Here is an 18,822-nt window from a genome sequence, read left to right as displayed (position 1 = left end):
CATTCAGACTCGATATCAGCACGCCGAACCACAGGCATTGCCACCCACAGCAGGACGCGAAGCCATTGCCTCAAGACGGGCCAACGGCTGGGCCAATTGCATATCCGACTGCGCTGCCGCACTGGCCATCACTTCACGCACCCACCCCGGCAGGTCCGGATGTAAGCGATAAAACACCCACTGTCCCTGTCGCCGATCAGCCAATAACCCCAACGTACGCAGCTGCGCCAAATGGCGGGAAATCTTGGGCTGAGAACTGGCCAAAGCTGTCACCAGTTCACACACGCATAGCTCCCCTTCCTGTTGAATCAACAGGATACTCAGCAGCCGTGTTTCATCCGCCAGCGCCTTAAACAACTCCAGGGGTATCATTTCGTGGCTCCTCCTATTTATATGAAAAATCATATATATGGCTATACATATATGCAAGCTTGCAGCTGCCTATCAAGCTGCATGAAGGCTGAGTTTTCTGTATAATTTCCCGCCTTAATTGCCACAGGAGCCATTGCGCTGCTTCTGGTGCCTTACCCTTGCTGCACTGATACCAATACATCAGGGACAGCCGTAGACACGCCCCGGCACCAACGCGCTGGGCAACTCCCGATACTCATACACCTCAAGCAAGAGAGCTGTAGATGCTGCAACGAATGAAACAGGAGTGGTTCTCCAACACCCGCAACGACCTTTTGTCGGGCACGGTGGTGGCACTGGCCCTGATACCTGAAGCGATCGCCTTTTCCATCATCGCCGGCGTCGACCCCAAGGTCGGCCTCTATGCGTCCTTCTGTATCGCCGTGATCATCGCCTTTTTCGGTGGCCGCCCAGGCATGATCTCAGCCGCCACCGGTGCCATGGCACTGTTGATGGTTACGCTGGTCAAGGATCACGGCCTGCAATACCTGTTGGCGGCTACCCTGCTGACGGGGGTTTTCCAGATTATTGCCGGCTTCCTCAAGCTCGGTGACCTGATGCGCTTTGTCTCGCGTTCGGTGGTCACCGGCTTCGTCAACGCCTTGGCAATCCTGATTTTTATGGCACAGCTGCCGGAGCTGACCAACGTCACTTGGCATGTCTATGCCATGACAGCAGCGGGCCTGGGTATTATTTACCTGTTCCCCTATATCCCCGTGCTGGGCAAGAACCTGCCCTCGCCGCTGGTGTGCATTGTTCTGTTGACCGCTATCGCCATGATGATGGGACTGGATATCCGTACCGTCGGTGATATGGGTGACCTGCCGGATACCCTGCCGATCTTCCTATGGCCGGAAGTGCCGCTGAACCTGGAAACGCTACTGATCATCCTGCCTTACTCACTGGGCCTGGCCGTCGTCGGTTTGCTGGAGTCGATGATGACTGCCAACATCGTTGACGAACTGACCGACACCAGCAGTGATCGCAACCGTGAATGCAAGGGTCAAGGTGTCGCCAACATCGGCGCCGGCCTGCTCGGTGGCATGGCCGGTTGTGCCATGATCGGCCAGTCGATCATCAACGTGAAATCCGGTGGCCGCGGCCGCCTGTCCACCTTTGTTGCCGGTCTGTTCCTGATTATCCTGGTGGTCTTCCTGGATGAGTGGATCAGCCAGATTCCGATGGCAGCACTGGTCGCAGTGATGATCATGGTGTCTATCGGCACATTCTCGTGGGAGTCGATCCGTGACCTGCGCACGCACCCGCTGTCCACCAACATTGTCATGATTGCCACCGTTGGCGTGGTGGTTGCCACCCACAACCTGGCGATCGGCGTGTTTGTCGGTGTCTTGCTGGCGTCACTGTTCTTCGCCAACAAGGTCGGCCAGCACATGGTCATCCGCAGCCGCAAGGACGCCAATACCGAGACCCGTACCTACCAGGTCGTCGGTCAGGTGTTCTTCACCTCCTGTGAGAAATTCATCGCAGCCTTTGACTTCAAGGAAGTGCTTGATAAGGTCGTAATAGACCTGAGCGAAGCCCATTTCTGGGATATCAGTGCGGTGGCCGCGTTGGACAAGGTGGTACTCAAGTTCCGCCGCGAAGGCGTCGAAGTCGAGATCATCGGCCTCAACGAAGCCAGCCGCACCATCGTCGACAAGATGGCTCAGCACGACAAGCCGGAAGCCATTGCCAACTCTACGGCCGGGCACTAAGGAGCGAACATGAGCAAAATCATTGCATGTATCGATGGTTCACAGGCAGCACTCGCCGTCTGTGATGCTGCTGCCTGGGCCCAGCAACAGCTGGACACCCCGCTGCAGCTGTTGCACGTACTGGAAAAAAGCGACTATCCGACTGAAAGTGACATGAGCGGCAATATCGGCCTGGGCACCCGTGAGCATCTGCTTGAGGAACTGGTCGAACTGGATAACCAGCGCAGCCGTCTGATGCTGGAACAGGGCCGTTTCATGTTGCAGGAAGCACAGAAGCAGATCGAGACGGCTGGTGTGCCTGCCGAACAGATCGAGCGCCTGCAGCGCCACGACACCTTGGTCGACACCCTGAGAGAAAATGAGGCAGATACCCGCCTGCTGATCATGGGCCGCCAGGGTGAGGCCCATACCCGCGCAGCCAGCGCGGTCGGCAGCCATCTGGAGAACGTGACCCGCACTCTGCACAAACCCATGCTGGTTGCACTGGATGGCTTTAGCGCACCCAAAAGCTTCATGCTGGCCTATGACGGCAGCGCCACCGCCAATCAGGCCCTGAGCCAGATTGCGCAAAGCCCGCTACTAAAGGGCACTCACTGTCACCTGGTGATGGCCGGCAAGCGTGTCGAGCGCCAGCGCGAACAGCTGGCCAACGCCGAGAAAATGCTGCAGGGCCATGGCTTTGACGTCACCACCGTGACGCTGGAGCAGGACGAGGTGCGCCCGGCACTGGTGGAGTACATCAAGCACAACGGCATCGATTTACTGGCAATGGGAGCCTGGGGCCATTCACGTATCCGCCAGCTACTGGTCGGCAGCATGACCAACTGGATGCTGCACAACAGCCCCGTTCCTCTGTTGCTGTTGCGCTGAGAACCCCTGCCGCCTAATCTGGAGTAAACAGAGCCCGGCCGTAAGGTCGGGTTCTCTCGTATATAGTACAATTTCAATCTATTCTTTTTTGCGCCACAATCCCCCTAACTGCCTGAGACTAAACCGAGACACTCAGCACCAAAATTTTTATGCCGCCAAACAGCAACACAATGGACTGACCTGTTGAGGCCCTTATGCCCAAGTTCAATGGAATACCTTTATTTGGCAATGTTGATTCTCTTACCGGCCGGTTAAACCAGCTCCACGGCAGGATCCTTGAAAGTGTTTCCGGCATCGCCAGGATTGCCTGTGCCCTCTACGACCCTAATACCGACCTGCTGAAAACCTTCATCAATAGCACGCATACGGGGCATGCCATCGTCTCATACGAGTACCCCCTTTCGGAAAGTCATTCGCTGCTGGAGATGTCGAAAAGCGGCACCTACCGTATTATCGATGACATCGCCGAAGAGGTTTCGGCCGGCACCGCTCATTCAAACTGGCTGCTTGAGCAAGGCTACAGTTCCTCCTTTACCCTGCCCATGTTCAACGATCAGCGGCTTCTGGGCTTCATCTTTGTCGACAGTAACCGATGCGGCGTTTTTACTGACGCTGTACAGCGGGACCTGGTCATGTTTTGCAACACGATCACCATGACCATTGCCACCGAAATTTCCGCTTTACAAGCACTCCTGGCCACCGCTCAGGCCGTGCGTGAATTCGCCAACCTTCGTGACTTTGAGACAGGCAAGCACCTGACGCGTATGGCACAGTTTTCACGGCTGATTGCCAAGGAAGTTGCGGAGCACTACGGCCTTAGCGACGAAAAGATCGAGCACATCTACCTGTTCGCATCTCTGCATGACATCGGCAAAATCGGCATTCCTGACAAAATTTTGCTCAAGCAGGGCCGTCTTGATCAAGACGAACGCGTGATCATGCAGGGGCATGTCCACAAGGGCGTTCAAATCATTCAAAAGGTACTGGAAGACTACCAACTGGGCCACCTTAACGACGCTAAGGTCATGCTCAACATCGTCGCCTGCCACCATGAATTTCTGGACGGTACCGGCTACCCCAACGGACTCAAGGCAGACCAGATACCCGTCGAAGCCAGGATCGTGACCGTGGCCGACATTTTCGATGCCCTTACCAGCAACCGCCCCTACAAAACACCCTGGGAAGTCCACGAAGCGATTGCAGAACTTGAACGGATGGCAGAAATAGGCAAACTGGACCCTGCCTGTGTGGCTGCATTAAAAAAGCAGCAAGAAAAAATGACGCAGATCGTGATCAAATTCCGGGACGAAAAAATGGGCGCCGTTGAACCACGAGCAGTGACAGCTTTGGAAAACTGAGTACGTCCACCTAGGAAAATAAGACCACCTGAAAATGCGGGTTATCCGCCAGGGCCTCCATACGGGCAATGTCGTTTTGCAGCACCAGACTCTCAACACCTGCAACCTCAATCTTGATGCACTCGTCACGTGCGCCGTTACGCTGGGTATCCAGCGCCCTGCCTTCGATGATCACGCCGGACGTCAGTATTAACCTGACCGGGTATTGGAAGGTACAGGCTATCTCGATATAGTCATGCTCTTCACAGCTCATCATGCCATTGTTCCTTCTCGCTTTCGGTACTGAACATGAAGCGTTTATTCTGCTTCAAGACAATAGCCGCCAAGGGGAGTTCATACCCCTGATCATAGACAGACTCTGAAGCTGACAGGAAAAAAGAGGGATAAACTCGGATGAAACCGATCGCCCCTATGATCAGCATTCCATCTGAGTAGCAGGAAAACAGTGTTCCTTACCGTTCCAGTGTATACAGAATATCTGCGCCACTGCCCAGCTCACTGCTTTGCCCTTCAACCCGCCATTTTTCGCTGAGCTTGTATTTTAGGCTTAACGTATTGACGGCATCGAGCACGCCGATGCCGTAACGCAGATAGAGGCGTGGTGACAGGTATTTGCCGATAAAGAAAGCGGACTCATCATTGGCGCTGGTATCAAAGCCGAATTCATCCAGTGACAGGTTTTCACGTAGCTTGCCGGTGATCTTGTTACCCTGACTCATACCCAAGGCCAGTGCCGCCTGCATCATCAGCTGTTGCTCACCCGCCGAACTTTCGCCAGGTGCCTTACCCAACATTAAATAGGACAATACACTGCTGTCCGGCATGGCGGGTTCGCCGTAGAGATCCATACGCGGTTCACGCAGGGTACCGCTGACGTTTGCACCCACAACCACCTCGTCTACCTGCCGTCCGACCCGCAAGTCTAAACCCGGGTTGTCCACGGGACCGGCGGCATACACCAGACTGCCGCGCCGAATGTCCAAGTCCTGACCATAAAGGCGATATTCACCGCTTTCGACCTGAATGCTGCCAGTGGCACGGGTGGTCTGCCCCGGCGTTTCTTCGATCTGCAGCGCACCCAGCAAACGGCCCTTGAAGCCCAACGCATCCACCCGCACATCGTCCCCCAGCTCGATCCGCAGGTCAGCGTAGACGGGAACGACTGGCTCTTTTTCAACGACCTTGCCCGCTTCAACCCGCACAACATCAGCCGACGGTTGAACAGCGCTTTCGCGGATCTTTGGCGGTGATATCTGCGCATAAGGAACCTTAAGAATGCCGCCTAGACGAATCTCTCGCGCACCCAGCTGCAGCGTTAAATCCGGGCTGATCAGCGCCTGTATTTCAGCGGTATTCATGGCCGTAAAGTTTTCGCCACTCAAGGCCAGCTGTCCCTCCCGCCGGGCCAGATCATAATCACCCGCCAGATTAAGCGTACCCTCTCCGGAAGTCGCCAAGGCGGTAAAGCGCGCCTGCCCCGGCAACCCGCTTTGATTCAGGCGCACCTCGATGGGTGCAATCGCCAGCCCCAGCGCCGGCAGCTCCACGCCGCCTTCAAGATAGCTCAGCTCCCCTGTCAGCTCAGGCTCAGCAACCGTGCCGCCAAGGCTCAGCTGACCGCCAATACGGCCCTGCATGTTTTGCAGATCCGGCACCAATACCGATACCAGGCCGAGATCCTCCGCGCTCAATCGAAGTTCGCCCTGCAACTGCTGACGCCCCGACAGGCCTCGCACATCCAGCGCCAGATCCAACTCGCCCGCAAGGAACTCCAGCAGCGTTTGCGCGGTTATCTTCAGGTTGTCATTTGCCAACCCAACCCTGGCGGTGATTGGGGCCAGCGGCAACGATTGATCCGCTTGTGCAGGCGTGAGCTCGCCGGCACTGGTGTTCAACGTCGCATCCACTACCGGCGTTCCGCCCGGCTGCTGACTGAAAGCGATGTCGGCCGAGAGTGTCGGGGTCAACTGCATGCCATTGAGCAACGGCGTCAGCAGCCCCAGCACCAACTCATCCAGCGTGACCTTGGCAACCGTACGGCCGGCAAAGCTGCCCTGCGCCTGCACGCACAAGCGGCCACCGGCGCTTTGCTCATCCAGACAGAAACGGTCGAGCAGGTATCCTTCCGGGGATACCTGCAGTGCGGCTGCCGCCGTCGATTGCCAATGGCTCAGCGGTGCTGGCTTGAGGTCGAGACGGCCAAGCTCCCCCCTCCAGCGCTGTGCCGCAGCGGTCCAGCCACCGTTGGCTTCAAGCTCAACACTTCCGGGGCTGCCATTGGCGCGCACGATCAGTCGATGCTGTGCCGGTGTACCATTAAGCGCCAGCCGAACCTGATCAAGCGTCTGCCCTGCCGCCGTGGCATTGTCCAGCTGCAGATCCACTGACCAGTCGCTGTCACCAGACAGGTCCAGTGCAACATCACCACTGAGCCGTTCCAGACTACCCTGATCCGCGTAGCCGAGCTGGCTGGCGCGAATGCGTGCCTGGATCGCAGGCTGCTGCATGGGCCCGCTGAGTTGCCCCTTGAGTTCAAGCGCCCCACGTGCGTCGGGCAGCAAGCGCGTCAGGTTGGGTGCAGCCAGCGCCCACTCCAGCGCCAGCTGTTCACTCACGACCCCTTTCGCTTCTACCTTTGCACCGGCATAACGTAGATTCAGAGCATCAATCTGCCAGCTGCGGGTGTCTCCGGCGAGCTGGGCATTTCCGCTGATCGCCTGTTGGCGCAGCTGCCCCTGCAATTGACTCAACATCAGCGACAGCTGCGGCAGCTCTCCGCCCAGCGCAACCTCGCCGTGGGCATCCAGCGCCAAGGTTCCGGGCCAGTCGGGAGCCCCCAAGGCGGGATTGAGCCCCTCGGCAGCAAGCTGATACCGGATCATCACTCCTGCTTCACCCTCAATCTGTGACTGCAGGCGTATCCGCATATCACCCTGCTCCGCATCCAGAGCCAAGGTGACGATGCGCTCGGCGCCATCGAAATCCAGCACCAGATCCGCACTCAGCGGCAGGCTCTCGGGCCAGTGTTCCAGCCTTACCCAACGGGTGAGATCGGTCTGTCCCTGAAGTTCCAGATGGGTGAGAAACTGGCGTGCGGGCTCAACCCAGCCACTAAGGCTCACCTGACTCCCGGGCTGCTCCACCTGCAGCGGCTCGATCAGCAGTAATTGCTCCTGCGAGCGTACGGCAAGGCTAACCTTCAGCTCATCCACCAAGGTCTGTTCACCCTGAGCCACGCGGATATGCCCCAGTGCGACCTGGCTAAGCTCCAGCGGCAACGGCAATTCGATTGAGGGAAGTTCAGGCAACTGAAGCGGGGCTGATTCAGCTTCAGGTTCCGGCGTATCCGTGCCGGTTGGCAGCTGCAGATCGAGCCTGGCCGCACTGAGCTGGTGGATTGCGAGGCGCGGCTCGGTCAGAGCCCACAGGTTCCAGTGCAACCGCAACTGGGCAAGTTCAATGCTCAACTCATCCTGCTGGAAACGAAGGCGTTCAATACGCAGATCCGAGGCCAGCGTACCGTCGACCCCGTCGAGCTCAAGCTGTGGCAACAGCGAGGCGGTGAAATTCAATGCAAAACGGGTGCCCGAAGGCAGAAACAACACCGCTGACAACAGTAACAGTACACCCAACAGCAGGGCCAGCAGTGTACCCAGCCCCCAACGCAACATCGGTCTCACAAATCAGGTCCCAAAGTGAAGTGTATTTGCCAGCCATCTTCATCCAGCGGTACGGCAAAATCGAGTCGTACCGGCCCTACCGGTGACTGCCAGCGAGCGCCGATACCGGCACCGGTTTTCAGCTCGGTATCGGTGTTGTCAAAGGCGTTGCCGGTATCAACAAACGCCGCTACCCGCCAATTATCACGGACCAGATAATCAACCTCAACGCTGCCGGCAACCAGGTAACGCCCGCCAATCACCTCGCCATCATCCCCTTTCGGACCCAGTGACTGGTAGTCATAGCCACGCACACTGTTGTCGCCCCCGGCATAGAAACGCAGACTGGCCGGCAGATCATCCACCGAATCAATCAGTGTCATCCCGACTTCAGCACGGGTAAGCAAACGCCAGCGATCCGACAGAGTGTCGACGCGCTTGCCGCGCACATCCAGCTGCAACAGATCAGTATCGGACAGTAAACTTTTGGCCGCCGCCGCAACACCGAAACTGATTTGATGGCCACGTGTGGTGTTAAGCCGGTTATCTGCCTGTGTACGACTGAAACGGGCGCTGGGGATCAGTAGCGTCGAATCCTGTTCTTCATTTTCGAAAGTCCAGGTTTCCTGTTGCCAGTCCAGCGCCAGCCGCCGCTCCCAGTCGCCCAACTGTTTCTGCCAACTGCCGCCAACACTGAGAGTCTGCGCATCAATAGTGTCGGACTGCTCATCCTCCAACTGAAAATTGAATGCAAAGCGGTCAGTGGTCGGCTGGAAGCCCGGTATCTGGTAACTGGTCGTGAACTGCTGACGAATCTGCGATACCCGCAAACGGGTATCCAGCGTATGTCCCTGATGGTTGACCCAGCGCCGGGTCAGACCCAGCTGCATGCGGGCACCAGTATCAGTACCGTAACCGAAACCGCCCTGATACAGGCTGCGTTTTTGCGGAGTCAGTTTGACCGCCACCGGCAATTCGGCATCGGTCAGTTCATCCAGCAGCGGACGCACTTCGACATCGGCAAAATAGTTGCTGTTAATCAGGTTGCGCTGATACTCGATCAACCGTGCAGTATTGACCGGATCACCAGACTGAAACGGCAGATACCGGCGCAGCAGGGATTCAGAAACCGGTGCCGGGTCAAGCCGGATCTCGCCAATACGAGCGCGGGGGCCCGTGGCATATACCAACTCGATATCCGCTCGATTGGCGGCTACGTCGACGCGAATTTCACTGCTGCGGAAACCTGCCTGATAATAACCACGCTCGGCCGCGCGTGACTGCAGCGCACTTTTCAGCGCGCTGTAATCGGAATGGCGTAGCGCCGCCCCGGGCTTGACCGGCGAATCTGCAATCACTTGCTGTAACGCCTCGTCAGTGCTGCCTTCACCTTCAAGCACCAGGCGGGCGTTGCGGATCTGCATTTGCGGCCCGGGCTCGACCTGATAGGCAACCAGCCAACGCTCAGGCTCACCTTCCAGATCCAAACGCAGCGTCAGGGTGGGTTGGTAATAGCCGTAAGGCTCAAGCGCCAACCGGATCTCCTTGGGTGCCTTGCGATGCAGGTAGCGCAAGCGACTGACCGTAGGGAGAGGTTGTCGTTCCAGTGCATCATCAATGCTCAACAGTGCACGAACGTTGTCAGCCAGCTCATTTTCAACACCCTCCAAGGTGAACTGAGCCGCAGAAAGCTGCGCACTGAATAACAATAAACAGAACGTCAGCGGGCGGAGGGAAAACAGCACAGGCACTCAGACGGCTCCTTCGGTTGAGTCTTGTTCATTCTAACTTGCTCTTGGGGGTGAAGTCCTCGCAGCTGAGCAATACACCACAAATTATTTACCCGGAACCAGAACGATAAACCAAACAACTGACACTCATAAATATCTGTTATGTAGTAACATAACAATCTGGTTTTCACTCAGGGAAATGTCATGCGCACACTGATACTTTTACTGTTTACACTGACACCGCTTACACTGCTACAGGCCGCGAGCACGCATCAACATGGTGTTGCCCAGCTGGATCTGGTGCTGGAGCCACCGATGCTGGCAATCGGTTTCAGTTCACCATTGGCCAATCTGAACGGCTACGAGCACCAACCAGTCAGTGCCGAAGAACGACAGGCATGGTCTCGGTTGCTGGCTCAACTCAAAAACGCCGATGCTCTCATTCAATTACCAGCGCATGCCGACTGCAGCCTGAGTCGCGTCGATCTTCATCTGCCCTTTACGACAGATAAAGGTGAACATGATCACCGGCACACCACGGACGCCCACCATCCACAACATGCCGACCTGATGGCCGAGTACCTGTATTTATGCGCCAATAGCACCGCTATTACACAGTTGGTCCTACCGCTGCTACCGGCATTTCCGGCAATCGAACGGTTGAACGTACAACTGATCACACCTGCCGGCCAACACTCAAGCACACTGACACAGGGCCAGACGGAGCTGCAACTGCCATGATTCCGGTATTACGCCTGGACGCCTTGAGCTTCGCCTGGCCTCATCAAGCCCCACTATTACACATTGACCGGCTACAGCTTATGCCCGGTGAGCACCTGCTGATTCAGGGGCCTTCCGGTAGCGGCAAGACCACACTGCTCAATCTGATCACAGGGTTGCAGTCCGGTCATGGCGGCACGCTGGAAGTCGCTGGACACTCATTGGTACAGCAGTCATCGCGAGCACTGGATCGCTTGCGTGCTGACCATATGGGTCTGCTGTTCCAGCAGTTCAACCTGCTGCCGTACCTGAGTCTGGTCGATAATGTAACCTTGCCGTGCATGCTTTCCAACCGCCGCCGTGCCGCTGCCAGCCATCAGGGTCTTACCCCGGCACAAGAAGCCGAGCGCCTGCTGACTCGACTGCAATTGGACCCGGCGCTATTTCATCAGCGCACCGTCGCCGAACTGTCGATAGGCCAACAGCAGCGGGTGGCGGCCGCACGTGCGCTGATCGGCTGCCCGGAACTCATCATCGCCGACGAACCTACTTCCGCCCTGGACCATACCAACCGTAATCACTTCATGACGCTCCTGTTCGAGGAGCTGCAACATAGTGGCAGCACTTTATTGATGGTCAGCCATGATCCTGCATTGGCCAACCACTTCCCGCACACGCTCAATCTCGGGAGAATGCCATCATGTTAATCCGCCTGGCTTGGAACAGCCTGCGCAGCCGTCGCACTACGGCACTATTGACGCTGCTCACCATTGCCCTGAGCACTGCCCTGTTGCTGGGAATACAGCAAATCCGCGAACAGAGCCGACAGAGCTTCATGGCCACAGTGTCTGGCACCGATCTGATTGTGGGTGCCCGTTCGGGACCGGTTCAGCTACTGCTCTACTCACTATTCCATATCGGCTCTGCCACCAGCAATATCAGCTGGAGCAGTTATGCAGCCCTGCGCAACGACCGCCGTATTCAGTGGACTATTCCTCTTTCCCTGGGTGACTCACACCGAGGCTATCGCGTGGTTGGAACCCATGACGACCTGTTCAAACATTACCGCTACGGTGATCAGCGATCACTGCAAATGGCGCAAGGCACAACGTTTGCCGACCTTTTTTCGGTAGTACTCGGGGCCGAGGTGGCCACCCGGCTCGGCTATCAGCTTGGCGACGCATTGACTCTCGCTCATGGCACCGGCAACACCAGCTTCGTCCAGCACAAACAGATGCCGTTCATGGTCAGCGGTATTATGGCTCCAACCGGAACACCGTTGGATCAGGCGCTACTGGTGTCACTGGAAGGGCTGGAAGCAATTCATCTGGGCTGGCGTGCGGGCGTACCCTTGCCCGGCTTGCAAGTGACGCCCGAGCAGGCGCGGCAACAAACGCTGACACCACGTGACGTGACCGCAGTGCTGGTCGGTCTAAAGTCACGGCTGCAGACTTTTCACCTGCAACGCGAACTGAACAGCCGTCGGGATGATCCACTGACCGCTGTACTGCCGGGCGTCGCTCTGCAAGAACTTTGGCAAGTGGTCGGGATAGCCGAGCAGGCTTTAATGGCCGTGTCCGGAACGGCCCTGCTGATCGGAATCATCGGCATGCTGGCCGTTCTGCTGGCAGCCACTCAACAACGGCAGCATGAGATTGCCGTACTGCGGGCACTGGGCTGCTCACCGTTGCGCATCGCCCTGCTACTATTGCTGGAAAGCCTATTGCTCACTTTGGGCGGGCTGGTCCTGGGGATCGTTTTGTTACAGGGCGGTCTGGCCTTGCTGCAAGCACCGTTGCTGAGTCAATTCGGCTTGCTGTTATCTTTAGGCGCACTGTCCCCCCTGCAATGGCAGCTGTGTGCCCTGATTCTGGTTCTGGGCTTGATCAGTGGCATGTTGCCCGCACTCTTCGCTTGGCGGCTGGCCTCGGCCAGCCGCTTGATTCGACGCTATTGAATATCGAGACCCACGAATGAAACGACTCACTCTCTTGCTGTCAGCTCTACTAATCCTGCCGCCAGTGCATGCCAATGACGTCATAGTCAACGGTGAAACAGCACCTGAGCTAGAGTGGGATGTACTGATGCCGGCAGATTATGTACTGTCATTGGAAAAGATGTACAACAACCCGGAATTGGATCAGTTGGATGATTACAGCGACAAGGCACAGCGGATGTATGACGAGCTGTTGCAATCGTTGGCGTCGGCACCTGTGGTGGAAACCCTGCATGGGCGCATGATCAGCATTCCAGGCTTCGTGGTGCCGCTGGAGGGAGAAGGCGAACGGGTTGACCGCTTCTTTCTGGTACCCTACTTCGGTGCCTGTATTCATGTACCGCCACCCCCATCCAACCAGATGATCGACGTGCATTATGCACCCGGGACACGGGTAGATAGCCTTTATGATGCCGTAATGGTCAGCGGCCTCTTGACTACTGAAGTGTTCAATCATGAGGTAGGCACGGCAGGCTACCGATTGGAAGCCTACCGGATAGCGCCTTACGAACTGCCCGAGTACGAAGAGCCGACGGCCGAATAGCCGCGATACAAGCGGTCCAATATGAGTCCACTGCAGCTGGTCGCTAATATGGCCAGCACAACGGTGGCGCCCGCTGGCCAGTCCAACCACCAGGCGCAAACCAAACCTGCCGTATACCCCAGGCCGCCAGTCAGCACCGCCGCACTGCGGCCTCCGCCACTCAACTGTCCAACCAAGGCCGGAGCAATAAGAGTGACAAACACCAGATAAACACCGAGCAACGGTACCGACAGGCTGACCAACAGTGCAAAACAGGGATAAAATGCACGCCCTGCCAGCCAGTGACCACGCCGGCACCACAACAGCAGGAAGACCGGCGTCAGCAGTGCCAGTGGCAACATTTCAGACCAGCCCACCCAGAGAATATCACCATTCAGGCTGCGTGAAAGCCGGTGCCCGGCATGAGGGTCTGCGGCCAGCACTAACAATAATACCGATGCCGCTCCGGCATACACCAAACCGATAATAGCCTCACGTTGCTGTGGAAACATCCTCGCCCAGTGACCAATCAGCACGGCTCCAGATACTGCCAACAACACACCACCCAGCGGGGCCATCGCTAACGTTGTACCCCACTGCTGTGCTAACAAACTGCCCAGTGCAGCCAACTGGGCTACCGCCAAATCGATAAACAGGATGCCTCGCTTAAGTACCTGCTCACCCAGCAACAGGTGACTGCTCAATACCAACAACCCTGCAGCCAGAGGCGGCAGCAGAACAGCAAATTCAACGGGCATCATGTTGCGCCAGCAGGCGATCCAGCAAGTGATCGAACAATTGCTCCGGCGTTACCACACCATCATCAGGCGCCATGGTCGAAGGCAAGGCCAGTACCGGAATACCCGTGCGTTCGGACAACCACCGGGCACTCTGCGGGTTCTGATACCAGCTGTGAACGATCGCCAATGGCCGTTGGCCGTCAAGGCGGGTCACCAGATCAGCCAGATGGCCGGGAGTCGGCGGTACGCCAGGCTTGGGTTCCAGATCGGCAATCACCTCGATCCCAAGCCAGCGCCAGAAATAATCAAAGGTACTGTGTTGCACTACGATCATCTGTCCGCGCAGAGGTTGGGCACGCTGATGCCAGTCATCCAGCCGCTGTTGCCAGCGTATGGACCAACGCAAATAATGACTGCGGTATTGCGCGGCCCTTTCCGGGTCAACCTGTGCCAACCGCTGACTCATCGCCGCACCGGCCTGACGCAGACGCTCGGGGTCCAGATGAAGGTGTGGATTGCCTTCAGGATGAACATCACCCGCACCGAATGGTACTTGGTCCATCTGATTGATGGTCTCCACCTGTTCGGCCACAAACAGCATCCCCTCTCGACCCGGCTGTACCACCGGGTTGGCGGCGCGCTGCTGCAGTGCCGGCAACCAGCCCGCCTCCAGTGCGGCACCACTGCATATGGCCAGATCCGTCCGACGCAACCGGGCAATAAGGCTGGGGCGGGCTTCTATATAGTGTGGATCCTGATAGGCATGGGTCGCACTGGTGATATCAGCCTGCGGTGCCAATATTTGCCCCAGTGCCGCCCACTCGGGCTCACAGGCAAACAGCGTCAGCGCCTGTGCCGGCAGCGGCAAAACCGCCGCCAGCACAAGTGGCATAACCCGTTTAGAAGGTATGCGCATCATGGGCACCAAAACTGATGATGTACTGCAAAGTGACGGCGTTGTCGGCTCCGGCGAACGTACCATGCCAGTCTTCCACCGCATCCTGATGGCTATACTGCACACGCACTGTCTGGCTATGGCTGGGGCTCCAGGCCAGCATGGCGACCGTTTCTTCCAACGCACCATCATGGAAATGGTCACCATGACCAAGCTTCAGATCCACGCGTCCATGACGTACACCCGCGCTCCATTGCGGTGCAAAACGATACACCGCCGAACCATACCAGCCTTCGTGGTAGTCATCACCGGAGGCATACTCATTAAGATCATTAACCCGCGCATATTCGGCTGAAAGCGTCAGTTGCTGGTCACGGTTATTGCCTTTCGGTGCCCACTTCCACACCAGATCTGCCAGATATAGATGCTTACCGGTGTATTCAGCGCCGTGGCTGTGGCCCGCGTGCTCGTCGGCATGGTCATGTCCATGCTCTTCTTCGCCCTCGGCCAGCATGCGGTTACGCAAATAGCTGAACCCGGCCTGCCAGCTTTGGGTAGCAGAAAGATCCCCCCCAACAGTCGTCGACAACGCCCAGGTGCCGATGGTCGGGTCAGCCTCAAATTCACCCAGTTCATCGCCCTTGAATGCCTCGGCGCTGATACGCCAGTACAGGTCAGTTGGCATGACCATACTCAAGCCCAGGCCATCATCATAATAGTGCCCACCCAGAAAGGCACGATACAGCAGCGGACGCTCAGTAAAGCTGTCGGCATGTGGGTGCTGGCCATTAAGATAGCCTATATCGGCCAGAAAACGACCACCTCGCACAGTCAGGCCCGCAGGCAACGCCAATGACTGCAGATAGGCTTCTTCGATACTGAAATCGGTTTCTTCCTTGTTCGACTCAGCCACAGCGGTGAACTTGCCTCGGGCAAAAGAACCAAACTGCTGGCTAATACCGAGCTCGGTATGGCTTAGCCCCCAACCTTCGACGCGCCCACCCAGGGCCGTACTGTCGGACTTGTGATAGGCATCAAGCGTAAGGCTGATGTCAGGGGCCTGAAGCTCAGCCTGAGCTTGAGTACTGGCCAGAAAAGCAAGTGGGATAAACCAGCGAAGGGACGTTTTTGTCATGATGTACTACTGCCTTTGGTTACAATATAACAAACATGATAGCTTTGTTATAACATAACATCAACAGAGCGAGCACTTAGCCCTATCCCGCCACCTGCTCCTCTTTAACCATCAACTGTTCAACCGAAAGCGGCCGCCCAAACAGATACCCCTGTACACTAGCGCAGCCATGCTGGCGCAAGAACTCACTCTGGGCCGCCGTTTCCACCCCTTCAGCCAGCACTTCAACCCCAAGACTGCGACCAAGCGCAATGATGGTGATCACCACTGCCTCATCCTTGGGGTTACGGCCGATGTCACGAATAAAGCTCTTGTCTATCTTGAGTCGGTGCAGTGGCAAATGTTTGATACGGTCCAGCGAAGAGTAGCCCGTGCCGAAGTCATCCAGCGCCAGGTGGTAGCCGGATAATCGCAAACGTTGCAGCTGCTGAATGATGAAATCAGGATCCTGCATAATCATTGATTCGGTCACCTCCAGCTCCAGCCTGTGACGCTCCAGGCCATGCATGGCAACCGTCTGATTGAGACGCTGAATAAAGTCTGCCTGCAGCAGCTGAGGTGGTGATATGTTGATGGCAACAATCGGAACATGCTTGCCCTGTCGCAGCCAAATGGCCAACTGCTGACAAGCCATATCAATCACTTGCCAGCCCAGAGGCACAATTAATTGCGTTTCTTCGGCCAGTGGAATGAATTTGTCAGGCCCCAGTAAGCCATGCACTGGATGTTGCCACCGCACCAACGCTTCATACCCGCACAGTTGCTTATCGTCCAGCCGATATTGCGGCTGATAGTGCAAAATCAGCTGTTTCTTCTGCAACGCCTGGCGTAGGTGCTGTTCAATCAAAAAGTGCTGCAATGCATCTGTGGTCAACTCTGCGGTGTATAATTCGTAACGGTTTTTACCTCGTCCCTTGGCTCGGTACATGGCCGTATCGGCATGCTTGACCAGACTGTCGGCCGTATCACCATGTTCCGGATACAGGCTGATCCCGATGCTGGCGGTCACCTGCAACTGGTGTTCTGCCACCGCAAACGACTGTGACGCCACCCGCAGTACGCGTTGAGCTTCGGTAAACGCGCGCGACTGATCGCCGGGCACCAACAGAATGAATTCATCCCCGCCCATGCGGAATAGCCGGGTATCGGCAGGCAACTGATGCTGCAACTCAGCCGCGAGCGTCTGCAGTAGCCCATCACCCACCTGATGCCCCAGACTGTCATTAATCAGTTTGAAGCGGTCCAGGTCGATAAACAGCATGGCGAATGGAGTAGCCGAACCCTGCAGATAGCTTTCCAATGCACCCTGAAGCCCCTTGCGGTTCTGTAAGCGGGTCAGATCGTCATGTTGCGCCTGCCAGGCCAGGTCCTCGGTCTGCTGCTGCACCCGCGCTTCCAGCAAGCGCTCGCGGTTGTGCATGGACAGCACCAACAAGGCACCAAGACAACCGATACTCACCAGCAATACCTGCAGGTATTGCGCTTGGCTCACCGGATGAGCAGCCAGATAATCCGGCCCCGCAACCGCATCGACCCGCCACTCCTGCTGTGCAATCAATACCTTGAACTGGTCCTGCAAATGTAAATTGGAACGACCAGCCGTCAATGTATCGTAAAACGGCGACTTGCCTGCTTCGGCGACCCTGAGTTCGATATTGCGACTGCCGGGATTCGTCATTGCGGTATCCAGCAACCGACTGACGGTAAACACCCCAACGAGAAAGCCGTGTAATTTGCGCTGACTTTGCAATAGGTCGTCACCAACAAGGCGATAGACCGGCTGCATGATCAACAAACCTGGCTCATCCGGCGCTTGCGTCAGCGCCAAGACTTCGGTGGCTACGGCCTCTCCTCGCGCCTGAGCCAATACGACCCAGCGCCGACGGTCTTCCAAAGAGTAGAGGTTGAACCCCAGAGCCGGACGATTCGATTCCAGTGGTTCAACAAACTGTACCGGAATCAACATGCTCTGACTGTCTGGCGATTCGCCATAGACTCGATATTCCGGCCACTGCAGCAGACGCCGCGTATGCTGCTCAAAGGCCTGGCGCTGGCTACTCGGAATCAGAGGATCCCAGGAATAGGCTCTAAGCGCCGGATTATTGGCAAATGCAGGCATGACCAGATCATGAAACGTGGCCGGTGTCAGTTCAGAAGATTCGGACAAGGCCTGCCCAAGGCGGGACAATTCACGCAGGTTCTGCTGAATGATGGCTTGGATGCGCGCTTCCACCAACTGCACATCCTGAGTGAAACTCTGCTGCAGCAACCCTGACAGGTGCGCAAGATAATATTGATTGATCAAGGCAACCGCCAATAGCGCACCGCTCAAACGTATCGGCAGCAGCCATGAGCGTTGTCGGTACTGCCTACGAAAGACGCTGGCGATGGATAGAAACAACGGAGTGCCCAGAATGACTCCGAAACTGTCACCCAGCCACCAGCTTGTCGCATCAAGCAGAAAACCAAGACTGCCCCCGGAATGATTGAATGATTGCACTACCCAAGTACCGAAAACTGCATTCAGGGTACACACCAACAACCCGCTGAACAGTACAAAAGGCAACATCCACTTTTCACGCGTGGGTAGTAGTGGGTCGGCACCAAAGCGCCTAAGCAAAAGATATGCCAGTGCCGATTGCGTGGCAGCGCCCGAGCCGATCAACATGGCACTCTGCACATGGTTCAATGCCACAGGGCCATGCAACGAAGGGATAATCAGATTAACGATGAAACTGCCCAAACAGACACCCGGCAAGAACTTCAGCCCACCACGCAACAGAGTAGCCAACGCCAGCCCGGCAGGCAGCCACAGCGGCACAATCTGCTCATGTATTCCTGTTGGTAAACAGGCTAACCCCAGCAAAACATAACCCAGTGCCAAGAGGATATTGGCACTTACCGGATGGAGGGGTATTAACAACGGGACTCGTCTCACGATGGGGGACGTACTCTTGTAAGGATCAAACATCAGTTTGCCGAATATTTGATCGTACACGAAACCTGCCCGTATCCCAGCCATCATGATGGCAAATCTTGGACCGACTTCCTTCATCTTGCTACAGATCAA

General features: G+C 56.6%; 15 protein-coding genes. 7 read left to right on the top strand and 8 right to left on the bottom strand.

Annotated features, from left to right (window positions below; translation table 11 throughout):
- Positions 1-15: 15 nt before the first annotated feature.
- Positions 16-372: a metalloregulator ArsR/SmtB family transcription factor gene (locus CLV44_RS00715; protein ID WP_106590187.1), complete on the bottom strand. Its 357-nt coding sequence runs from the start codon at positions 370-372 to the stop codon at positions 16-18.
- A 263-nt stretch (positions 373-635) separates the two neighbouring features.
- Between CLV44_RS00715 and CLV44_RS00710 the strand changes: the two genes are divergently transcribed.
- From CLV44_RS00710 to CLV44_RS00700, 3 genes are all read left to right on the top strand, one after another.
- Positions 636-2,126, top strand: a complete 1,491-nt coding sequence (locus CLV44_RS00710) for a SulP family inorganic anion transporter (protein ID WP_106590186.1) — start codon at positions 636-638, stop codon at positions 2,124-2,126.
- 9 nt (positions 2,127-2,135) lie between these two features.
- Positions 2,136-2,996, top strand: coding sequence for a universal stress protein (locus CLV44_RS00705; RefSeq protein WP_106590185.1), 861 nt, complete (start codon positions 2,136-2,138; stop codon positions 2,994-2,996).
- Between the two features lie 194 nt (positions 2,997-3,190).
- Positions 3,191-4,354 carry an HD domain-containing phosphohydrolase gene (locus tag CLV44_RS00700; protein WP_106590184.1) on the top strand — a complete coding sequence of 388 codons (1,164 nt, stop codon included), beginning with the start codon at positions 3,191-3,193 and terminating at the stop codon, positions 4,352-4,354.
- Positions 4,355-4,364: 10 nt separating this feature from the next.
- On the opposite strand, the gene CLV44_RS00695 is transcribed toward CLV44_RS00700, so the two are convergent.
- From CLV44_RS00695 to CLV44_RS00680, 3 genes are all read right to left on the bottom strand, one after another.
- Positions 4,365-4,610 carry a Rho-binding antiterminator gene (locus CLV44_RS00695; RefSeq protein WP_106590183.1) on the bottom strand — a complete coding sequence of 82 codons (246 nt, stop codon included), beginning with the start codon at positions 4,608-4,610 and terminating at the stop codon, positions 4,365-4,367.
- A gap of 196 nt (positions 4,611-4,806) precedes the next feature.
- Complete coding sequence (locus CLV44_RS00685; protein WP_106590181.1) at positions 4,807-8,025, bottom strand: translocation/assembly module TamB domain-containing protein; 3,219 nt, start codon at positions 8,023-8,025, stop codon at positions 4,807-4,809.
- A gap of 5 nt (positions 8,026-8,030) precedes the next feature.
- Positions 8,031-9,764, bottom strand: coding sequence for an autotransporter assembly complex protein TamA (locus tag CLV44_RS00680; protein WP_106590180.1), 1,734 nt, complete (start codon positions 9,762-9,764; stop codon positions 8,031-8,033).
- Positions 9,765-9,947: 183 nt separating this feature from the next.
- Here CLV44_RS00680 and CLV44_RS00675 point away from each other — a divergent pair, with 183 nt between their 5' ends.
- From CLV44_RS00675 to CLV44_RS00660, 4 genes are read left to right on the top strand one after another with little or no spacing between them, the layout of a single operon-like run.
- Positions 9,948-10,484 (top strand): DUF2796 domain-containing protein, encoded by a 537-nt coding sequence (locus CLV44_RS00675; protein ID WP_106590179.1) that lies wholly within the window; start codon positions 9,948-9,950, stop codon positions 10,482-10,484.
- A complete protein-coding gene (locus tag CLV44_RS00670) occupies positions 10,481-11,170 on the top strand; it encodes an ABC transporter ATP-binding protein (protein WP_106590178.1) in 690 nt (229 codons plus the stop codon). The genes CLV44_RS00675 and CLV44_RS00670 overlap by 4 nt, the downstream gene beginning before the upstream one ends.
- Complete coding sequence (locus CLV44_RS00665; protein WP_106590177.1) at positions 11,164-12,420, top strand: ABC transporter permease; 1,257 nt, start codon at positions 11,164-11,166, stop codon at positions 12,418-12,420. Before CLV44_RS00670 ends, CLV44_RS00665 begins: the two co-directional genes overlap by 7 nt.
- A gap of 16 nt (positions 12,421-12,436) precedes the next feature.
- On the top strand, positions 12,437-13,003 hold the full coding sequence (locus CLV44_RS00660) for a DUF3299 domain-containing protein (RefSeq protein WP_106590176.1): 567 nt from the start codon (positions 12,437-12,439) through the stop codon (positions 13,001-13,003).
- Here CLV44_RS00660 and CLV44_RS00655 read toward each other — a convergent pair.
- The 4 genes from CLV44_RS00655 to CLV44_RS00640 form a co-directional block, all read right to left on the bottom strand.
- Positions 12,964-13,743: an ABC transporter permease family protein gene (locus tag CLV44_RS00655; protein WP_106590175.1), complete on the bottom strand. Its 780-nt coding sequence runs from the start codon at positions 13,741-13,743 to the stop codon at positions 12,964-12,966. The genes CLV44_RS00660 and CLV44_RS00655 overlap by 40 nt on opposite strands.
- The gene (locus CLV44_RS00650) at positions 13,730-14,638 is read right to left on the bottom strand and encodes a metal ABC transporter substrate-binding protein (protein ID WP_245912551.1); all 909 of its coding nucleotides are present in this window, start codon (positions 14,636-14,638) and stop codon (positions 13,730-13,732) included. The genes CLV44_RS00655 and CLV44_RS00650 overlap by 14 nt, the downstream gene beginning before the upstream one ends.
- Complete coding sequence (locus tag CLV44_RS00645; protein WP_106590173.1) at positions 14,622-15,752, bottom strand: hypothetical protein; 1,131 nt, start codon at positions 15,750-15,752, stop codon at positions 14,622-14,624. Before CLV44_RS00645 ends, CLV44_RS00650 begins: the two co-directional genes overlap by 17 nt.
- 82 nt (positions 15,753-15,834) lie before the next feature.
- Positions 15,835-18,723: a bifunctional diguanylate cyclase/phosphodiesterase gene (locus CLV44_RS00640; protein ID WP_245912560.1), complete on the bottom strand. Its 2,889-nt coding sequence runs from the start codon at positions 18,721-18,723 to the stop codon at positions 15,835-15,837.
- Positions 18,724-18,822: the final 99 nt, after the last annotated feature.

The sequence above is a fragment of the Marinobacterium halophilum genome (assembly GCF_003014615.1).
Classification (GTDB): Bacteria; Pseudomonadota; Gammaproteobacteria; order Pseudomonadales; family Balneatricaceae; genus Marinobacterium; species Marinobacterium halophilum.
The sequence above is the reverse complement of the archived record's forward strand: the minus strand, read 5'-3'. Positions and strand labels throughout refer to the sequence as shown.

What these genes read in the sequence shown, in the direction of transcription:
- CLV44_RS00715 (WP_106590187.1), bottom strand. Translation starts at nt 372, where the DNA reads ATGATACCCCTGGAGTTGTTTAAGGCGCTGGCGGATGAAACACGGCTG.
- CLV44_RS00710 (WP_106590186.1), top strand. Translation starts at nt 636, where the DNA reads ATGCTGCAACGAATGAAACAGGAGTGGTTCTCCAACACCCGCAACGAC.
- CLV44_RS00705 (WP_106590185.1), top strand. Translation starts at nt 2,136, where the DNA reads ATGAGCAAAATCATTGCATGTATCGATGGTTCACAGGCAGCACTCGCC.
- CLV44_RS00700 (WP_106590184.1), top strand. Translation starts at nt 3,191, where the DNA reads ATGCCCAAGTTCAATGGAATACCTTTATTTGGCAATGTTGATTCTCTT.
- CLV44_RS00695 (WP_106590183.1), bottom strand. Translation starts at nt 4,610, where the DNA reads ATGATGAGCTGTGAAGAGCATGACTATATCGAGATAGCCTGTACCTTC.
- CLV44_RS00685 (WP_106590181.1), bottom strand. Translation starts at nt 8,025, where the DNA reads ATGTTGCGTTGGGGGCTGGGTACACTGCTGGCCCTGCTGTTGGGTGTA.
- CLV44_RS00675 (WP_106590179.1), top strand. Translation starts at nt 9,948, where the DNA reads ATGCGCACACTGATACTTTTACTGTTTACACTGACACCGCTTACACTG.
- CLV44_RS00670 (WP_106590178.1), top strand. Translation starts at nt 10,481, where the DNA reads ATGATTCCGGTATTACGCCTGGACGCCTTGAGCTTCGCCTGGCCTCAT.
- CLV44_RS00665 (WP_106590177.1), top strand. Translation starts at nt 11,164, where the DNA reads ATGTTAATCCGCCTGGCTTGGAACAGCCTGCGCAGCCGTCGCACTACG.
- CLV44_RS00660 (WP_106590176.1), top strand. Translation starts at nt 12,437, where the DNA reads ATGAAACGACTCACTCTCTTGCTGTCAGCTCTACTAATCCTGCCGCCA.
- CLV44_RS00655 (WP_106590175.1), bottom strand. Translation starts at nt 13,743, where the DNA reads ATGATGCCCGTTGAATTTGCTGTTCTGCTGCCGCCTCTGGCTGCAGGG.
- CLV44_RS00650 (WP_245912551.1), bottom strand. Translation starts at nt 14,638, where the DNA reads ATGCGCATACCTTCTAAACGGGTTATGCCACTTGTGCTGGCGGCGGTT.
- CLV44_RS00645 (WP_106590173.1), bottom strand. Translation starts at nt 15,752, where the DNA reads ATGACAAAAACGTCCCTTCGCTGGTTTATCCCACTTGCTTTTCTGGCC.
- CLV44_RS00640 (WP_245912560.1), bottom strand. Translation starts at nt 18,723, where the DNA reads ATGTTTGATCCTTACAAGAGTACGTCCCCCATCGTGAGACGAGTCCCG.